The 21884-nt window shown below is 49.3% G+C and carries 2 protein-coding genes and 1 riboswitch; both genes read left to right on the forward strand.

Annotation, left to right across the window (positions count from 1 at the left end):
- Window positions 1–34 precede the first annotated feature (34 nt).
- Window positions 35–121, forward strand: a riboswitch (cyclic di-GMP riboswitch).
- 183 nt (window positions 122–304) lie between these two features.
- The gene (locus BTA30_RS01130; protein ID WP_076758206.1) at window positions 305–11056 is read left to right on the forward strand and encodes a non-ribosomal peptide synthetase; all 10752 of its coding nucleotides are present in this window, start codon (window positions 305–307) and stop codon (window positions 11054–11056) included.
- Between the two features lie 20 nt (window positions 11057–11076).
- A complete protein-coding gene (locus tag BTA30_RS01135; RefSeq protein WP_076758208.1) occupies window positions 11077–21849 on the forward strand; it encodes a non-ribosomal peptide synthetase in 10773 nt (3590 codons plus the stop codon).
- Window positions 21850–21884: the final 35 nt, after the last annotated feature.

Consider the following 21884-nt stretch of genomic DNA (forward strand, 5'->3'; position numbering starts at 1 on the left):
AACTGTGAGCAGAAAATGAATATATTTCAGAAAAAGCAGATAAAGGCAAACCTGCGGAAACGCAGGGACGCAAAGCCATGGCCTAAGGTGCGGACGGTGCTAAGGTTGACAGGTTGCCGAATAAACAGGGAGTTCACCCGTTTTTATTCGGGTGGACTCTTTTCATTTTATTCCCAATATAACTTTTTATTGGAAGTGATCAATCAGTGACAGCGCTATCCACACATCGCAAAACCGCAAAACAGTTTTGCGGTTTGCTTTAGGCCCGTCATAAATAACAAAGCATAAAGGAGGAAAATAAAAAATGGAAAACACATACTACCCATTGACACATGCTCAAAGACGAATTTGGTATACAGAAAAGTTTTATCCCGCTACAAGCGTTTCAAATTTGAGCGGTTTTGGAAAGTTGAAATCAGAATCAGGAATAGATCCAGGTATATTGACTGAAGCGATTCGGCAGTTTGTCCGCACAAATGAAACAATGCGTTTTAGGCTGATGTTTGATGAAGAGGATGAACCAAAACAATATGTAGCCGAACATAAACCGTTTGAAATTGAGTATTTTGATGCCGCAAAAACAGGCAATGTGAGTGAGATTTTAAAATGGGGACAAGCTGAAGCACGCCGGCCTCTGCCTCTGTATGACAATCCATTATTTAAGTTTGCAGTCGTACATATCAGCCCTGTAGAAAGCTGGTTTTTTGTAAAAGTTCATCATATCATCTCTGACGGCATTTCTATGACACTCCTAGGTAACCGCATCACAGATATTTATTTGAAGCTTTCCAATGGGGAAACTGACCTCGAAGCTGTACAGTCATCATTTACGGAACACATTCAAAGTGAATTGGATTACGAAGACTCCAAACGGTTCCAAAAAGATAAAGCTTATTGGAACGCGCAATATGAAGACATTCCGGAACCCTTATCTTTAAAGCAAAGTGATTCTAACCAAATTTGTTTAGATGCGGTTCGTCTTTCTAAAGAGATTTCCCCTGCCCTGTACAAGAAAATTCAAGCGTATTGTAAGGATTACAACATTAGTGTGCTCTCCTTGTTCCTATCAATCTTACACATTTATATGCATCGGGTGACCGGCCAAACAGATGTCGTACTCGGCACATTTATGGGAAACAGGACAAATGCAAAAGAAAAACAGATGCTCGGCATGTTCGTTTCGACTATTCCGATGAAAGCCAGCCTTGATGCGCAGCAGGACTTTACTGCATTTGTGCAGGAAAGGATGAAAGAGCAGCTTAAAATCATCAGACATCAAAAGTATCCGTACAATCTGCTGATCAATGACTTGCGGGAAAGGCAGTCTCATTTAAATAGACTGTTCGCTGTTTCTCTTGAATATCAGGTTATGCAATGGCAGCAAAAAGGGACGATCTCATTTTTAACGGAGCCGATTTTCAGCGGCAGTGAAGTCAACGATATCTCCATACACGTGAAAGAAAGATGGGATACAGGGACGCTTGCGATCGACTTTGATTACAGACAGGAACTGTTCAGCGCGGAAGAAATGGTCATTTTATATGAGAGGCTTATGACGCTGCTTGAGGATGCCATCAATATGCCCGACAAAAAAATTAAGGATCTCGACCTCATTCCTGAACAGGAAAAACAGCAGCTGTTAAAGAAGGCTTCTGGTTCTTTGACCAAGTATGACAAGCAGATGACCCTGCACGGTTTATTTGAACAACAAGCAGCCAAAATTCCAGAAAAAACAGCGCTTGTGTTTGAGGGAAAACAGCTTTCATATCGGGAGCTTAATGAGCAGGCAAACCGGCTGGCAAGGACGCTTCGCAAAAGGGGAATTGGTCCGGACGCTCCGGCAGCCGTTTTGATGGAGCGATCAGAACGGACGATAACGGCTATATTAGGGATTCTCAAAGCGGGAGGAGCTTATGTGCCGCTCGATCCAAGCTTTCCGAGCGAGAGAATTCAATTCATGCTCAAGGATTCAGACGCAAAAGTCGTGATTACTGACAAGGCATTTGAGGCTGATACTGCTGAAGTACTGTCGTTTTCCGCAGCGCTTTCTGAAACGAAGGAAAGCGGCAATCTGCCTTCATCAGCAGGCGCCGATCATCTCGCTTACATTATCTATACTTCTGGAACAACGGGTCGTCCGAAAGGAGTCATGATTGAGCACAGACAGGTTCATCATCTTGTGAGGGGGCTTCAGCAGGCTTTAGATACATATGATCAAGCCAATTTGAAGATTGCGATTTTGGCTCCGTTTCATTTTGATGCTTCCGTCCAGCAGATTTTCACATCCCTTTTGCTTGGCAAGTCTCTGTATATCGTTCCGAAAAGGGTCGTTTCCGACGGGCGCGCATTATCCGCTTATTATCGCCGTCATCAGATTGATGTAACTGACTGCACGCCGTCTCATTTACAGCTTTTGATTGCGGCGGATGACCTTCGCGGAATAAAACTGCGGCATATGCTTGTGGGAGGAGAGGCATTATCAAGGGTGGCGACCGAAAAGCTGCTTCGATTATTTGCAGAAACGGCTGAATCGGTTCCTTCTATCACGAATGTTTACGGCCCGACGGAAACCTGTGTCGACGCCTCGGCATTCACGATTCCGCATGACGGGCATTTCCCGTATGATACCGCCTATGTACCGATCGGCAGGCCGCTTGGGAACAATCGTTTCTACATTTTGGATGAAAACGGAGCGCTTCTGCCCGACGGTGTCGAAGGCGAATTGTATATCGCGGGAGACGGAGCCGGCCGGGGATATTTAAACCTTCCTGACATGACGAAAGAAAAATTTTCAGCGGATCCTTTTGTTCCCGGATATGTCATGTACCGAACAGGAGATATGGCAAGATGGCTTCCTGACGGTACGGTTGATTTTATCGGCCGAAAAGATGACCAGGTCAAGATTCGCGGCTACCGGATTGAGCTCGGAGAAATTGAATCGGTTTTACAGCAGGCGCCAAATACCGAGAAAGCAGTTGTGCTCACACGGCCGGGAACAGCCGGCGGTCTTGAGGTTTGCGCATATGTCGTTCCGAAAAACGGATCTGCGGTTTCGGTGCATGAGTTAAGGGAGCATCTGTCTATACAGCTGCCTGATTATATGCTGCCTTCTTATTTCGTCGAGCTTGGTGAAATGCCGCTGACGCCAAGCGGTAAAGTCGATCGAAAAGCTTTGCTTCGCCATGAGGTGAAGGCTTCGGGCGGAACAGAATATACGGCGCCGAGAAATGACCGTGAAGAAAAAATCGCGCACATTTGGCAGGAAGTGCTAGCCGCTGAAAAAGTCGGCATTTTTGATCAGTTCTTTGAACTCGGCGGCCACTCGCTGAAAGCGATGACGATGCTGACGAAAATCCACAAAACATTCGGTGTTGAGGTTCCTCTGCAGTTCCTGTTTGAAAAACCGACTGTAGCCGCTCTTGGTCAATTTGTTTCTGAAGCGGAGCAAAACGGGTTCACAGCGATCGAACCAGCAGCAGACAGTGAAGATTATCCTCTTTCTCTGGCCCAGCAGCGGATCTATATCGTCAGCCAGCTGGAGGGAGCGGGAATCGGCTATAATATGCCGGCCGCTGCAATGCTTGAAGGCATACTGGATCTTCAGCGTCTTGAGGCCGCTTTTCAAAAGCTGATCGAAAGGCATGAGGCGCTCCGTACATCATTTGTATCTGTCAATGGAGAGCCGAGGCAAAAAATTCATCAAAAGGTGCAGTTCAATATTGAGATAATCCAAGGCGGAGACAAACCTGTCGAACAGATCATGAAATCCTTTGTCCGCCGTTTTGATCTGAGCCGCGCGCCGCTGCTGAGAGTGGGGCTCGTCCGTCTTGAGGAAAGCAGACATATGCTGCTGTTTGATATGCATCACCTGGTTTCTGACGGGGTTTCCATTTCGATTATTTTACAAGAGCTGGCCGGGCTATATAAAGGTAAAGCCTTGCCTGAGATGCGTTTGCACTACAAGGATTACGCTTCTTGGCAAAGAGAACAGGCTGCAGGCGGCTATCGAAGAGAAGAGGAGTATTGGCTAAGCGTCTTTTCCGGGGAGCTGCCTGTACTGCAGCTGTTAACAGATGAGCCCCGTCCGGCTGTTCAAAGCTTTGAAGGAGACAGAGTTTCTGCTGTCGTGCCAAAAGAGATCAAGGAAAAAATGATTGGGCTGGCGGAAGAAAACGGAGTGACACTGTATATGGTCATGCTCGCCGCTTACAACACGCTCCTTGCAAAATACGCCGGACAGGAAGATGTGATTGTCGGGACGCCGACAGCGGGCCGAAGCCATTCCGATTTGGAAGGAATCGTCGGAATGTTTGTCAATACGCTGGCGATCCGCTCAAAAGTTGATCGGGAAAAAACGTTCGCTGATCTGTTGCATGATGTGCGGGAAACGGTGCTGAACGCATTTGAACATCAGAAATATCCGTTTGAATGGCTTGCGGAAAAGCTGAATGTACCACGTGATTTAAGCCGCCATCCCATTTTTGATACGATGTTTATTTTGCAAAATTCAATCGAAGACATTCCACTGCTCGGCGACTTGCGCCTCTCAATCCATGAAACGAATTTCAACATTGCAAAGTTTGATCTGACACTGCAAGCGAAAGAAGAACACGGTGAATTGATTTTCGATTTGGATTACAGTACAAAGCTGTTTAAAAAAGATACCGCTGAGAGGATGCTGGCGCATTACCTGAATCTGCTGAAAGACGTGACAGCTGATCCGCATCGGAAAATCGGCGATTTCAGCCTTTTGACTGAGGAGGAAACGAATCGGCAGCTCATCGCGTTCAATCCTGGGCGAAGCGATTATCCGCGGGAGCAAACGATTGTTCAGCAATTTGAGGAGCAAGCGGCAAAAGCAGGAGGTCGTCCAGCCCTTCAATTTGCAGACGCGGTATATTCGTACACCGAGCTTAATGAAAAAGCGAACCAATTGGCAAGACGCCTCCGTGAAAGAGGTGTGAAAACCGGAACAACAGCTGCCATTCTTACCGCCAGGTCGGCTGAAATGGTTGTCGGAATTCTTGCCGTGTTAAAAGCAGGAGCCGCTTATGTCCCGATTGATCCCGATCATCCGGAGCAGCGCATCAAACACTTCTTTCATGACAGCGGAGCATCGGTTCTTTTAACGCAAAAGGCGCTGAAGCCGCTTGCTGAAGGCGCTGAATTGGCGGGGGATTTGGTCTTCCTTGACGATGAACAGCTCTATCGAGGTTACGCGGGCAATTTGTATATTCCGATTTCTCCGCAAACTTTAGCAAATCTTACGTACACATCGGGAACAACCGGAACGCCGAAAGGCAATATGGTGACACATCGTAATATTTTGCGTACGGTGAAAAACGCGAATTATTTGGAAGTCTTGGATTCAGATATTGTGCTTTCGATTTCCAACTATGTATTTGATGCTTTCATGTTTGATGTGTTCGGCTCATTGTTAAACGGCGCCAAACTGGTGGTTGTTCCGAAAGAGACGATCCTTGACATGGGACGGCTTGCCGACGTGCTTGAAAAAGAAAAAATCTCCGTCTTAATGATTACGACTGCTTTATTCAATCTGCTTGTCGATATGCGCCCTGACAGTATGAGGAATTTGCGAAGAGTGCTGTTCGGCGGTGAACGTGCATCTGTCGATCATGTCAGAAGAGCCCTTAAAGCCGTTGGAAAGGGACGTCTTCTTCATATGTACGGGCCGTCTGAGAGTTCTGTCTTTGCGACCTATCATCCTGTCAATGATATTCCTGACAATGCGCAGTCTGTGCCGATCGGAAAACCCGTCAGCAATACGGAGGTTTTGATTCTTGATTCGGCTGGAAAAGTACAGCCGGCAGGAGTTGCGGGTGAATTGTGCGTCGGAGGAGACGGACTTGTCCGCGGCTACTTTAACCGACCTGAGCTGACGGCGGAGAAATTCACAGCACATCCGTTCAAAAAAGATCAGAAGGTATACCGGACAGGCGATATGGCGAGATGGCTTGCCGACGGATGCCTTGAATTTATCGGCCGAATCGATCATCAGGTCAAAATTCGAGGACAGAGAATCGAACTCGGAGAAATCGAGCATCATCTGTTGACGCATGACATGATTCAGGAAGCCGCCGTTCTGGCTGTTGACACCGAATCGGGAGATAAAATGATCTGTGCGTACATTGCTGCTGATCGAGAGCTGTCAAGCCGTGAGCTTCGTGAACATGCGGCTTTGGGGCTGCCTGGCTATATGATTCCGTCTCTGTTTATGCAATTAGACGAGCTTCCGCTCACAGGAAATGGAAAAGTGGACAGAAGAGCGCTGCCCGCACCTGACGCCGCACAAAGCGTGCAAACGGAATATACGGCACCGCGGAATGAGACAGAAGCCCGTCTTGCTGAGCTTTGGCAGGAAGTGCTCGGTATCTCTAAAGTCGGGGTGTATGACAATTTCTTTGAACTTGGCGGACATTCTTTAATCGGAATGACACTCATTGCCCGCATCCAGCAGGATATGGATATTGCTCTTCAGCTGAAAGATTTGTTCCAGTCGCCGACAATCGAAAGCCTGGCAGAAATGGCAGCAGAAGCGGAGAAAAAATCGGCGGTCTATATTGGAGCGGCGGAAGAGCAGGAGACATACCCTGTATCATCAGCTCAAAAACGGCTTTATGTCCTCCAGCAGCTTGAAGGCGCCGAGAAAAGCTATAACATGCCAGCCGTTCTTCAACTCGAAGGGAAGCTTGAGTTAGGGCGGCTGGAAGCTGTTGTACAAAGTCTCATCTTGCGCCATGAAGCGTTCCGAACATCGTTTGAAATCAAGGACGGTGAACCTGTCCAGCGGATTTGGAAGAATATCGGGTTTACGATTGATGTAAAAGATGCAGATGAGCGGGAAGCCGAAAAGTTGATTGGAGCATTCATCAGGCCGTTCGATTTAACTCAAGCGCCGTTATTCCGAATGAACATCATCCGTCTTGCAGAAGAAAAACACCTTTTGTTAGTCGATATGCACCATATGATTTCAGACGGTGCCTCAGTCAGCGTTCTGATTGAAGAGATGACAAGGCTGTATGCAGGAGACACGCTTGAACCGCTGCGGATTCAGTATAAAGACTATACGGTATGGCAGCAGAAGAATCTGCAAACCGAACAGGATAACAATCATGAAGAATATTGGCTTAAGGAGCTGGCTGGCGAACTGCCCGTTTTGACGCTGCCGACAGACTATTCTCGTCCGGCCGTTCAGACGTTTGAAGGGGATCGTCTCAGCTTTGCGCTGAAACCGGAGCTGGTGCAGTCGCTGAGGAAGGTTGCACAGGAAACGGAATCGACCTTATATATGGTGCTCCTTGCTTCATACAGCACGTTTTTATCCAAGCTCAGCGGGCAGAGCGACATTGTGGTCGGTTCTCCTGTTGCGGGAAGATCACATGCCGATTTGCATAACATCATCGGTATGTTTGTCAATACATTGGCGTTGAGAACGCATCCGCAGGGAGAGAAAACTTTTGCCGGATTCTTGCAGGAAGTCAAAAAAACGGTGCTTGGCGCATTTGAGCATCAAGACTACCCGTTTGAAGAGCTGGTCGAAAAATTGCACGTTGAGCGCGACATGAGCCGAAATCCGTTATTCGATGCGGTGTTTTCCATGCAAAATGCCGATTTGAAAGAATTAACAATGGAAGGGGTCACACTTCAGCCGTATGAATTTGAACATCAGACGGCCAAATTCGATCTGACCCTGGCCGCAGCGGAAGAAGATGGGCTTGTCCGCTTTGAAATGGAATATAATACGGCTCTCTTTAAGCATGAATCAATCAAGCGCTGGAGCGGATATTGGCTTCATCTTCTTGAAGCTGTCGCGGAAAATCCGAATGTCCGCCTTTCAGAGATTTCTCTGTTGGGTGAAGCGGAAAAACGGCGGATTGTGAACGGATGGAATGACACCTCGCTTGACGTCCCGGCGGACAAAACGATTCACGAGCTGTTTGAAGCGCAAGCTCTCCGCACACCTGACCGCGGGGCTGCGGTGTACAACGGCCGCAGGTGGACGTACAGAGAGCTTAACGCCCGCGCCAACCGCCTCGCCCGCCTGCTCATCGAAAAAGGGGCGCAGCCGGCCCAGCGGATCGGCATCATGGTCAAGCCTTCGTTGGAAATGGCGGCCGGTGTGCTGGCGATTTTGAAAGCGGGAGCGGCTTATGTGCCGATCGATCCCGACTATCCGGCCCAGCGGATCGAATATGTGCTGAAAGACAGCGGTGCGGAGCTGCTTTTGACGCAACCAGTTTTAGCCGTTCCTGAAGATTTCAACGGGGGAGTCATTCTGTTCGATTCCATGCTGAATGGAGAACTGACAGATGAAGATGACATGAACCCGCAGTCAGGGGCGAAGCCCGACAACTTGGCGTACTTGATCTATACATCAGGGACGACAGGCGAGCCGAAAGGCGTCATGGTTGAACACCATTCACTCGTGAACCTGTGCTATTGGCATCATGATGCATTTGAGGTCACAGAACAGGATAAAAGCGCGAAATACGCGGGCTTCGGCTTTGACGCATCCGTATGGGAGATGTTCCCGTACTGGATCGCCGGAAGTGAGCTCCACATCATCGATGAAGCGATTCGGATGGATATCGTCCGCCTGAATCAATATTTCGAAGAACACGGCATCACGGTCACATTCCTGCCGACACAGCTGTGCGAACAGTTTATGGAACTGGACAACCGTTCACTGCGGGTGCTTTTGACTGGCGGAGACAAGCTGAAGCGGATTGAAAAGCGCGGCTACACGCTCATCAACAACTACGGCCCGACGGAAAACACGGTCGTTGCGACAAGCACGGCGATCGACCCTGATGAAGGGATGCTTTCAATCGGAAGACCGATCGCCAATACCCGGGCATATGTGCTTGGAGAAAACAATCAAGTACAGCCTGTCGGTGTCACGGGTGAACTGTGCATTGCCGGCCGCGGGCTTGCGCGCGGCTACTTGAACAAACCTGAGGAAACAGCGAAGCGCTTTACGGAAGATCCGTTTGTGCCGGGAGAGCGCATGTACCGGACGGGAGACGCGGTCAGATGGCTCGCGGACGGACGGCTTGAATATATCGGCCGGATCGACCAGCAGGTGAAAATCCGCGGCTTCCGGATTGAGCTTTCTGAAATTGAAGTCCAGCTTACACAGCTCGCTGAAGTCCAGGAGGCAGTCGTCGCCGATATCGAGGACGCCTACGGCAATAAAGCGCTGTGCGGCTATGTCACATCAGCGGATCAGCTTGATACAGAAAACATGGCCCGTCAGCTTGCGAATGTGCTGCCAGACTACATGGTGCCGGCGTATTGGATGCAGCTCGATCATCTTCCGATTACGGCGAACGGAAAAGTCGACCGGAGGGCGCTTCCGCATCCTGACGTCGAAGCGAAGACAGCTGAATACAAAGCACCGCGAACGGAGACGGAGCAGCTGTTGGCGGATGTTTGGCAAGAGGTTCTCGGCATTGAACGAATCGGAATCAGCGACAATTTCTTCACACTCGGAGGAGATTCGATCAAAGGGATTCAAATGGCGAGCCGTCTGCAGCAGCACGGCTGGAAGCTTGAAATGAAAGAATTGTTCCAGCACCCGACAATCGAACAGATCAGCTCATATGTACAATCGGCTGATGATCAGCCGGTTGATCAAGGGCCTGTCGAAGGAGAGGTCGAACTGACGCCGATCCAGCGCTGGTTCTTTGAACGCGGCTTTACGAACCCACATCACTGGAATCAGTCGGTTATGCTTCATTCTCCGGCGGGATTTGACCCGGAATTTGCCGGACGGGCTTTAAGCAAGCTGATGGAACACCATGACGCCCTTCGCACCGTTTATAAACAAAAGGGAGAACGAATGGTTCAGTATAACAGAGGCCTTGAAGAAGCAGCGGTTCTTCCAGAAGTGATTCATTTCAATGAGTCCGGTGAAGAACTGGAAGCTGCCATTTTGCGGGAAGCCAATCGAGTTCAAAGCAGTATTGATTTATCCGAAGGACCGCTCTTGAAAGCGGCAATCTTTAAAACAGGTCAAGGCGACCACTTGCTGATCGTCATTCACCATCTCGTTGTTGACGGGATTTCATGGAGAATCCTGCTTGAGGATTTCGCTTCCGGCTATCTTCAGGCTGAAAAAGGAGAACCGATTGTTCTGCCGGAAAAATCTCATTCTTTCGCTGAATATGCAGATCGTCTTAAAGAATATGCCGGCTCCAAAGCCTTTGCAAAAGAAATCGGCTATTGGAAGGAGATCGAGAATGCCGCGTCAGCTCCGCTTTCTAAAGATTTTGAAGCAAGAGACGGCCGGATGTGCCACACGAAAACAGCGGAATTTTCCCTTTCCAAAGAACAGACTGAACAGCTGACGACAAAAGTTCATGAAGCATATCACACAGAAATGAATGACATTTTACTTGCAGCTCTGGGCTTTGCGATAAAAGAGTGGACGGGGCAGGATGATTTACTCGTCAGCCTGGAGGGACACGGCCGGGAGGGTATTATCGACGGCTTGAATATTTCCCGGACTGTCGGCTGGTTTACAAGCCAGTTCCCGGCGCTGATTCAGATGCGCCATGCTGATGATACAGGCTATCAAATCAAACGGATCAAAGAAGATTTGCGCCACATTCCGAATAAAGGGATCGGCTATGGCATTTATCGCTATTTGACGGAAGAAGGCAAACAGACAAAGCCGATAAAGCCGGAAATCAGCTTTAACTATTTAGGTCAGTTTACGGAAATGTCGGAATCCGGTCTGTTTTCAAGATCATCTATGCCGTCCGGCGACCCGCTGAGCCCTGACACGGAAAAGCCGAATGTGCTCGATATCGTCGGTTTTATAGAAGACGGTGTTTTGACGATGTCGATTGTCTACAGCTCTTTGGAATTCAAAGAAACCACAATCGCAGCAGTCGCCGACAGCTTTAAAGCATACTTATTGCAGCTGATTGATCATTGTTTAAATCAAGATGGAGACGAAATAACTCCAAGCGATCTAGGAGATGACGATCTGACGCTTGAAGAACTTGATAAATTGATGGAGATTTTCTAACAAAACATACGAGGTGCCTTATGGGGAAACAAAAGATTCAAAAGGTGTATCCTTTAACACCGATGCAGGAAGGGATGCTGTATCATGCGATGCTTGATCCGGAATCTTCCTCTTATTTCACACAGCTCGAACTGTTCATAGACGGTGATTTTGATTTAGCGATTTTTGAAAAGAGCGTGAATCAGCTTGTGCGCTCTTTCGATATCCTTAGAACGGTTTTTGTTCATCAGCAATTGCAAAAGCCGCGCCAGGTCGTCCTGGCCGAACGGCAGGCGAAGGTTGCATTTGAGGATATTGCCGATTTGGACGAAAAACAGCAGACGATGCGCATCGGCCAATACAAAAAAGAAGTCCAGGCAGCCGGATTCAACCTGGCGAAAGATATGCTGTTTAAGGTGGCGGTCTTCCGGCTTGGCCATCAGCAATACCACATGATTTGGAGCAACCATCATATCGTGATGGACGGCTGGAGCATGGGCATATTGATGAAGCGGCTTTTTCAACATTATGAAGCGTTTCGTTCAAACCGTCCAGCTCCGATTGATCAAGGAAGGCCGTATGCAGACTATATTAAATGGCTCGGACGGCAGGACAGGGATGAGGCGTTATCCTATTGGGAGAAGCGTCTTGCCGACTTGGAGAGCCCGAGCGTCATCCCTGGCCGCAAAACATCTTCGGACCAAGAATCTTACCAAAACGAAGAACTTGCTTTCGTCTGGGACAAAGATATGGTGGATGCCGTCCAAAAGGCGGCAAACCGCTATAACGTAACGGCTCCCAATCTATTTCAGGCGATTTGGGGAGCGGTCCTTGCTAAATATAATGCGGCAGAAGACGTGGTGTTCGGCACGGTTGTGTCCGGACGCCCGGCGGAAATCAACGGCATCGAACATATGGCGGGATTGTTTATCAACACAATTCCCGTCCGTCTGAAGGTTGAAAAGCATGCATCATTTGCCGAGCTTTTTAAACAGGCGCAGCAGCATGCGATTGAAGCGGAACAGTACGATTATCTGCCGCTTTATGATATTCAAAAGAAATCCGCGTTGGACGGGCGTTTGATCAGCCATCTCGTTGCGTTTGAAAATTATCCGCTGGATCAAGAACTCGAAAACGGAACGATGACAGAGCGTCTCGGCTTTTCAATCAAGGCAGCCGGAGCTTTTGAACAAACGAATTACGATTTGAATCTGATCGTTTATCCGGGAACAGAATGGACGATTAAATGTAAATACAACAGTGCGGTTTATGAGGCCGCCTTCATTAAAAAGGCTGTGGAGCATCTAACAAGACTTGCCCGCATTGCGCTTTCAAATCCTGAATCAGAGGCGGGCAGCGCTGGACTTTTATCAGAAAGGGAACAAATAGCGCTGCTTGCATTTAATGACACGACAACGGACTATCCGCGGGAAAAAACGATCCCAGAGCTCTTTGAAGAACAAGCGGAACAGACACCTGAAAAAACAGCCGTCGCCGCGGGCGAAAAAAGCCTTACATACCAAAGGCTGAATGAAAAAGCCAACCAGCTTGCGAGAAAACTGCAATCAAAAGGTCTGGTGCACGGCGGAGCCGCCGCCATCATGATGGAGCGTTCGCTTGAATCTGCCGTCAGCATGCTGGCAGTGCTGAAAGCAGGCGGTGTTTATGTACCGATTGACCCAGGCTACCCTGAAGAGCGAATTCGCTTTTTGCTTGAAGACAGCGGCGCGAAAATCGTCATGACGAATCAAAGCACACAGGTTTCATTGGAAGGGTATGAGGTGATGGCCGCAGATACGGAGGACGCTGAAAGAGAAGATGCAGCCAACCTTGAATATATCAACAAGCCGAATGATCTCGCTTATTACATCTATACATCAGGATCAACGGGCAAGCCAAAAGGCGTCATGGTGGAACACCGCAATATCGTCCGCCTCGTCAAAAATGCCGGCTATATCCCGCTGCACGAAGACGTGCGCATGGCGCAGACGGGTGCGGTCAGCTTTGATGCCAGCACATTTGAGGTATTTGGCGCACTGTTAAACGGCGGGACTCTATACCCGGTGCCGAAAGAGACGCTCCTTGATGTAAGGCGTTTCCGGACATTTTTGGAGGAAAACCGGATCACGACGATGTGGCTGACCTCACCGCTCTTCAATCAGCTGGCCCGGCAAGATGCGGAGATATTTAAAAATTTAAGCGATTTACTGATTGGCGGAGATGCGCTCGTACCGGCAGTCGTCAACCAGGTTAAACGCGTGTCCCCCGGGCTCTCGCTTTGGAACGGATACGGCCCGACGGAAAATACAACATTTTCAACCTGTTTTTTAATCGATAAAGAATATGAGCGCACTGTTCCGATTGGGAAGCCGATTGGAAATTCAACGGCGTATATTCTTGATCAACAAAACCAGCTTCAGCCAATCGGCGTACCGGGTGAGCTATGTGTCGGCGGAGACGGTGTGGCCCGCGGCTATTTGAACCAGCCTGAACTGACTGATGAAAAATTCGTCGGCGATCCGTTTGCCAAAGGAAAGCGGATTTACCGGACGGGCGACTTGGCAAAATGGCTTCCGGACGGAAATATCGAATTCCTCGGGCGGATTGATCATCAAGTCAAAGTCCGCGGCTTTCGGATCGAATTGGGAGAGGTTGAAGCAAGCTTGGCCAGGCTTGACGGCATCGCAGAAGCCGCTGCCGTCATACGGGAAAACAATGCAGGGGAAAATGAAATTTGCGCTTATTACACTGTCGCCCGGGCGAGGCCGGCGTCACAGCTGCGGACAGAGCTTTCTCAATCACTTCCGGAGTATATGATGCCGTCTCATTTGATCGAACTTGAGAAAATGCCGCTGACGGCCAACGGAAAGATTGACAAACATAAGCTTCCGGCCCCTGAGGCTGAGGAAACGGATGCTGCATACAAAGCGCCGGAAAATGAAACGGAAGAAATCCTTGCTGCTATCTGGGAAGAAATTCTCGGCATCAAGCGCCCGGGAATCGACGACAATTTCTTCTCCGTCGGCGGACATTCTTTGAAAGCGATGATGCTGACTGCCAAAATACAGGAGCAGATGCAAAAAGAAGTTCCGATCAAGGTATTGTTTGAAAAACCGACGATTAGAGGGCTTGCGGCATTTCTAGAAGGTGAATCAAAAGAAGATGCGCCGCCGATTGAGCCAGCGCCTCCAAAGCCTTATTATCCGGTGTCTTCAGCGCAAAGGCGCATGTACATTCTCAACCAGCTTGAAGAAGCGAGCACAAGCTACAACGTCCCGGCCGTGCTGCTTTTGGAAGGGGCATTGGACAAGGATCGTCTGGAATCCGCGTTTCAAGCTTTAATCAACCGCCATGAAACGCTCCGGACATCGTTTGAATTAATCGATGGAGAAATTGTTCAAAGCATCCGGCAAAACGTACCGTTTGAGCTGACGGCTTCTCAAGCCGAAGAAGCGGAAGCGGAAACGAAAATCAGCGGATTTATCCGGCCGTTTCAATTGAATCAGGCGCCGCTTGTGCGGGCGGAACTCGTTCAATTGGAAGAAAAACGCCATTTGCTTCTGATCGATATGCATCACATTATTACCGACGGAAGCTCAACCGGAATTTTCATCCGCGATCTTGCCCGGTTCTACCATGGCGGCGATGCGCCGGCTCCTAAACTGCATTATAAAGACTTTGCCGTATGGCAAAACGATCAGGAGCGCCAAGGACAATTGAAAGAAGAGGAGCAATACTGGCTTGATGTTTTCAAAGGCGAGCTGCCTATGCTTGATCTGCCGTATGACTTCCCGCGTCCGGTAAAACGAAGCTTTCAAGGCGAGCGGGTTGTCTTTGGCATTGATCAGAAGCTTACAAATGAAATTAAGAAAATGCTCTCTGAATCTGATGCAACGCTTTACATGTTCCTTTTGGCCGCATTCAATATCCTGATTTCCAAGTATGGATCACAAGATGATATTATCGTCGGATCACCTGTGGCCGGGAGAACGCATCCCGATGTGAATGACATTCCGGGCATGTTTGTCAACACGCTGGCACTTCGCAATCGTCCTGAGGGAGAAAAAACATTCAAGCAATTTTTGCAGGAAGTCAAAGAAACAAGCCTGCAGGCATTTTCAAAGCAAAGCTACCCGCTTGAAGAGTTGATTGAAAAACTGCCATTGGCAAGGGACACAAGCCGCAATCCATTGTTCAGCGTCTTTTTCAACATGCAAAATATGGATGTTCCAACATTGAAATTAGGAGATTTGCAGATTTCTTCCTACGCTGTACGGCACCGCACCGCAAAGTTTGACCTGTCTCTTGAGGCTGTTGAACATGACGGGGAAATCGGTTTGAACTTTGACTATGCCGTCTCTTTATTTAAAGAAGAAACGATCAGGCGCTGGAGCAGCCACTTCTTGAACGTGATCAAAATGATCAGCGAAAATCCTGATATCAAGCTTCAAGATATCGAACTGCTGTCAGATCAAGAGTGGGAGATGCTGTTGGATGAAGCGAAACACTGTCAGGCAGAAAAGCTTGAAGAACGGCCGTTTCATGTGCTGTTTGCAGAACGGGCAGCCAAGACGCCTGACCTGCCGGCCGTTGTTTGCGGAGAAACGAAACTCACATACCGGGAGCTTGAAGAGAGAGCAAATCAGACGGCGAATGTTCTGCGGGGAGAAGGCGTCGGAAAAGACGATATCGTGGGGATTATGATGGATCGTTCTGCAGATGTCATCGTCTCGATTCTTGGTGTAATGAAAGCAGGGGGCGCGTATTTGCCGATTGATCCGGACATGCCGTCGGCAAGGGTGGAATATATGCTTGAAGACAGCGGAGCCCGCTGGCTGCTGACTGAGCCTTCCTATCAAACCGCACTTTCAGGTCAATATAAAGGCAAATTCATAGATATGGCAAAAGACACGCTGAATGCAAGCGCTGAACGCCCTCATTCAACCCATGACGGAGCGGGTCTCGCGTATATCATCTACACATCCGGGACGACGGGCAATCCGAAAGGCGTTCAGCTGGAACACCGCAATCTTGTGAACTATGTTTCTTGGTTCAGCAGTGTAGCAGATTTGTCAGAGTCTGATAAAACAATGCTCTTGTCTTCCTATGCATTCGATCTCGGGTATACGAGCCTTTTCCCGGTGCTTCTTGCCGGAGGTGAGCTGCATCTTGTCCCGAAAGAAACATATACAGAACCGGAGCGGTTAAGCCATTATATCGGTGAACAGGGGATCACATATATCAAGCTGACGCCGTCGCTGTTCCATACGGTCGTTCAGCCGCAAAGCTTTGCTTTAACAAAGGGGCTCAAGTCATTGAGACTGATCGTACTTGGGGGAGAAAAAATCAATCCGGCCGATGTGATGCGCTTCCATTCCAGCTATCCGAATGCCCGGTTTATCAATCATTACGGGCCGACGGAGACGACGATCGGGACAGTCGCGAAAGTGATCGATCGGGACGGGATTACCGAATTTGCCAAACGCCCGACCATCGGACGGCCGATTTCGGGCGCCGGAGCCTTGGTATTGGACGCTTCCCGCCGCCTTGTGCCGCCCGGCGCGGCAGGCGAACTGTATATTATGGGACAAGGACTTGCGAGAGGATATTTGAACAAACAAGAGCTGACTGCTGAACGGTTTGCTGAAAACCCTTATGCTCCCGGCGCGTTCATGTACCAGACGGGAGACCTCGTACGCCGTCTGCCTGACGGAGAGATTGAATTTTTGGGACGGACGGATGATCAGGTGAAAATCCGCGGATACAGAATTGAATTAAAAGAAATCGAAGATGCCTTGAAAGAGCTCGAAGATGTTGAAAGAGCGGTCGTTCTCGCTTTTGCGCCCGATTCCGGGCTGGAAGAGCTGTACGCCTATATTCAATCGAAAGGAAAGCCGTCAGCTTCTAACCTGAGGGAGCAGCTTTCTGAACGGCTGCCGTCATACATGGTGCCTTCATATTTCATTACGGTGGATGAGATTCCGCTTATGGCAAACGGGAAAGTGGATCGCAGCGCGCTGCCCGATCCTCAGACTTTAAACAAACCAGGCGCTTCCTATACGGCTCCGTCAACAGAACTGGAGAAAGCACTGTGCCTAATTTGGGAAGATGTGCTCGGCATCCGGCCGATCGGAATTGAAGACAATTTCTTTGATCTTGGCGGACATTCTTTGAAGGGAATGATGCTGACGGCTGATATTCAATCCAAACTGGAGAAAAAAGTGCCGTTAAAAGCGTTCTTTGAGTGCCCGACAGTCAACCGGCTCGCACGCTATATCGAATCATCTGAAGGGCCGTCAGAGCAAAGCAGGATTCAGCCTGCTGAAAAACGCGACTGGTATCCTGTTTCATCCGCACAAAAACGGATGTATGTCCTTCATCATATCGAAAAGAACGGGACCGGCTACAATATGCCGTCTGTTCTCCTAATGGAAGGCGCTCTTGATATCGATCGGTTAAGACGGTCGTTCATATCATTGGTGGAACGCCATGAATCGCTGCGCACTTCATTTGTGGAAATCGATGGCAGCCCGGTTCAAAAGGTGCACGAAAAAGCGGACATCGAATTGAAGGTCACCGATATCCAAGAAGAAGACGCCGAAAAAGAAATCAGCCGTTTTATCAGACCGTTTGCTTTAAGCAGCGCTCCGCTGCTCCGCGCTGAATTGCTGCGAATCAATGAACGGCGTCATCTGCTGCTGATTGATTCCCATCACATTATTGCCGATGGTGTATCAAGAAGCCTTTTCGTCAAAGAAATTGCGATGCTCTACAGGGGGGAAGCGCTGCCGGAACCGAAGCTTCATTACAAAGATTATGCAGTTTGGCAGCATGAACCTCACCAGCAGGAAAGCATTCAGAAACAGGAAGAGTTTTGGCTGAATCAGTTTAAGGAAGCCGTTCCGGAACTCGGCCTTCCACTAGACTTCCCGCGTTCTCCGGTGCAAAGCTTTGCCGGTGATCAGGTTCACTTTAAAACAACGAAGGAAACAGCGCTGAAAATCCGCGGTTTGGCAGCGGAGACGGAAACGACATTGAATATTGTGATGCTGGCCGTATTCAATATCTTTTTAAACCGTCTCTCCGGCCAAAAAGACATTGTCATAGGTTCGGCGGCAGCGGGCAGAACAAACGCCGACCTCAAAGACATGCCGGGTATGTTCGTCAACTCATTGGCGCTTAAAAACCATGTGCCGCTTCACTCGACGTTCAGCGAATTTTTGGAGGATGTCAAACACAACAGCCTCGCTGCCCTTGACCATCAGGACTACCCGTTTGAAGAGCTGATCGCAAAGCTTGATCTGCCGCGCGATATGAGCCGAAATCCGCTTTTCAATGTCATGTTGACAGTAGAAGACCCTGATAAAGAGACGCTCGACTTGGATGGTTTAACGATCAAACCGTATGACATTTCACATGCCGCTGCGAAGTTCGACCTGACATTGGGGGCTTTTGAACAGGGAGAATCAATCGGTCTGCAATTTGAATATGCTATTGATTTGTTTAAGGAAGAAACGATCAAGCGCTGGAGCGGCTATTTGCTCAATCTGCTCGAAGCGGTTGCGGATAATCCGAATGTCCGCCTTTCAGAGCTTTCACTGCTGAATGAGACGGAAAAACGGAGACTCGTTGAAAAGTGGAATGAAACTGCACTCGAAGCGCCGGAAGACAAAACGATTCACGAGCTGTTTGAAGCGCAAGCCCTCCGCACACCTGACCGCGGGGCTGCGGTGTACAACGGCCGCAGGTGGACGTACAGAGAGCTTAACGCCCGCGCCAACCGCCTCGCCCGCCTGCTCATCGCAAAAGGAGCATGCCCTGACCAGCGGATCGGCATCATGGTCAAGCCTTCGTTGGAAATGGCGGCCGGTGTGCTGGCGATTATGAAAGCGGGAGCGGCCTATGTGCCGATCGATCCCGACTATCCGGCCCAGCGGATCGGATATGTGCTGAAAGACAGCGGTGCGGATCTGCTTCTGACGCAAACCGATCTGATGGTGCCAGAAACATTCACAGGAGAAGTGATTTGCCTGAATGGAGAAGCTTCCATCCTGTATGGCGAGCTTCATGCTGAAGATGAAGCCAACCCAGTTTCAGGGGCGAAGTCTGACAATCTTGCCTACCTGATCTATACGTCAGGGACGACAGGCGAGCCGAAAGGCGTCATGGTCGAACACCATTCACTCGTGAACCTGTGCTATTGGCATCATGATGCATTTGAGGTCACAGAACAGGATAAAAGCGCGAAATACGCGGGCTTCGGCTTTGACGCATCCGTATGGGAGATGTTCCCGTACTGGATCACCGGGGCTGAGCTCCACATCATCGATGAAGCGATTCGGATGGATATCGTCCGCCTGAATCAATATTTCGAAGAACACGGCATCACGATCACATTCCTGCCGACACAGCTGTGCGAACAGTTTATGGAGCTGGACAACCGTGCACTGCGCGTGCTTTTGACTGGCGGAGACAAGCTGAAGCGGATTGAAAAGCGCGGCTACACGCTCGTCAACAACTACGGCCCGACGGAAAACACGGTCGTTGCGACAAGCACGGCGATCGATCCTGATGAAGGAATGCTTTCGATCGGTCAGCCGATCGCCAATACCCGGGCATATGTGCTTGGAGAAAACAATCAAGTACAGCCTGTCGGTGTCACGGGTGAACTGTGCATTGCCGGCCGCGGGCTTGCGCGCGGCTACTTGAACAAACCTGAGGAAACAGCAAAGCGCTTTACAGAAGATCCGTTTGTGCCGGGAGAGCGCATGTACCGGACGGGAGACGCGGTCAGATGGCTCGCGGACGGACGGCTTGAATATATCGGCCGGATCGACCAGCAGGTGAAAATACGCGGCTTCCGGATTGAGCTTTCTGAAATTGAAGTCCAGCTTACACAGCTCGCTGAAGTCCAGGAGGCAGTCGTCGCCGATATCGAGGACGCCTACGGCAATAAAGCGCTGTGCGGCTATGTCACATCAGCGGATCAGCTTGATACAGAAAACATGGCCCGTCAGCTTGCGAATGTGCTGCCAGACTACATGGTGCCGACGTACTGGGTACAGCTCGATGAACTGCCGATTACGGCGAACGGAAAAGTCGACCGGAGGGCGCTTCCGCAGCCTGACGTTGAAGCGAAAACAGCTGAATACAAAGCACCGCGAACGGAGACGGAGCAGCTGTTGGCGGATGTTTGGCAAGAGGTTCTCGGCATTGAACGAATCGGAATCAGCGACAATTTCTTCACACTCGGAGGAGATTCGATCAAAGGGATTCAAATGGCGAGCCGCCTGCAGCAGCACGGCTGGAAGCTTGAAATGAAGGATTTGTTCCAGCATCCGACGATTGGCGAGATCAGTTCGTATATCGAATGGACGGACGGCAAACCGATCGATCAGGGGCCTGTCGAAGGAGAAGTCACATTGACGCCGATCCAGCACTGGTTTTTTGAACGCAGCTTTACGAATGAGCATCACTGGAATCAGTCTGTCATGCTTCATGCCCCGGCAGGATTTGACCCTGAGCTCATCGAGCAGACATTGGAGAAATTGACCGAGCATCATGATGCCCTGCGCATGGTGTACAAAAAGGAAAACGGCGGCATCATTCCTTATAACCGCGGTGTTGGTGATAAGGCATTTTCCTTCAGAGTGGTTAATCTTCAGTATGTCACAGATATTGAAACGGAAATAGCCGCTCAAGCGAAGCGGCTGCAGGCAAGCCTTGATATCGGAAGAGGGCCGCTGTTAAAGGTAGAACAGTATCAAACCGCTGCAGGCGACCATTTTCTGATTGTCATTCACCACTTAGTGATTGACGGTGTGTCATGGAGAATCCTGCTGGAAGACTTTGCCGCCGGTTATCTTCAAGCCGAAAAGCAGCAGGAGATTGTCTTCCCGGACAAAACGAATTCATTTAAAGACTGGGCTGAAGAGCTTGAGTCCTATGCCCAGTCGGAACAATTCCTAAAGACTGCCGAATATTGGCGCCAGCTTGAAAAAGAGCCCGTTCCGGCATTGCCGAAAGACCATGTTGTCGCAGAAAGAAAAGTGAAAGACTCGGCCGCTGTTTCATTTGAATTAAGTGATGCAGAAACGAAGTTGCTTTTGACAAAAGTTCACGAGCCATATGGGACGGATATCAATGACATCCTCCTTTCCGCCCTCAGTCTGATGATCCAAGAATGGACAAGTGACTTAAAGATCTGCATCAACATGGAGGGGCACGGCAGGGAGGAAATCATTCCAGGCATGAACATTTCGAGAACATTGGGGTGGTTTACTGCACAATATCCCGTTGTTTTAACATGTGCTGAAGACGGCGGTTTGTCTGAGATGATTAAAAACGTAAAAGAACATCTGCGGCAGATTCCTGATAAGGGTATCGGATACGGCATCCTCCGCTATTTAACAGATCAACAAAAAGCGGATGCCGATTTCTCAATCAAACCGGAGGTCAGCTTTAACTATTTAGGTCAGATTGACAATGAAGTTCAAACCGATTTCTTCGGACCGTCCTCTTATGATATGGGAAATCAGGTCTCAGAAGCGTCGGAAGCGCTCTACGCCTTGAGCTTCAGCGGCATCATCAGCAAAGAAAAATTAAACATGTCATGCTCCTTCAATAAGAAGGAGTTTGACAGGGAGACCGTACAAGAACGAATGGACAGGTTTAAATCCTTCCTCATTGCATTAATTAATCATTGTACGGCCAAAGAAGAACGCGAATTTACGCCAAGTGACTTCACTGCCGGCGATCTTGAGATGGAAGAAATGGGCGACTTGTTCGACGTCCTTGAAGAAAATTTGAACTAAACATGCAGGATTCACCCGCTTCACAGCAAGCGGGT

This window comes from Bacillus swezeyi, assembly GCF_001969815.1.
Classification (GTDB): domain Bacteria; phylum Bacillota; class Bacilli; order Bacillales; family Bacillaceae; genus Bacillus; species Bacillus swezeyi.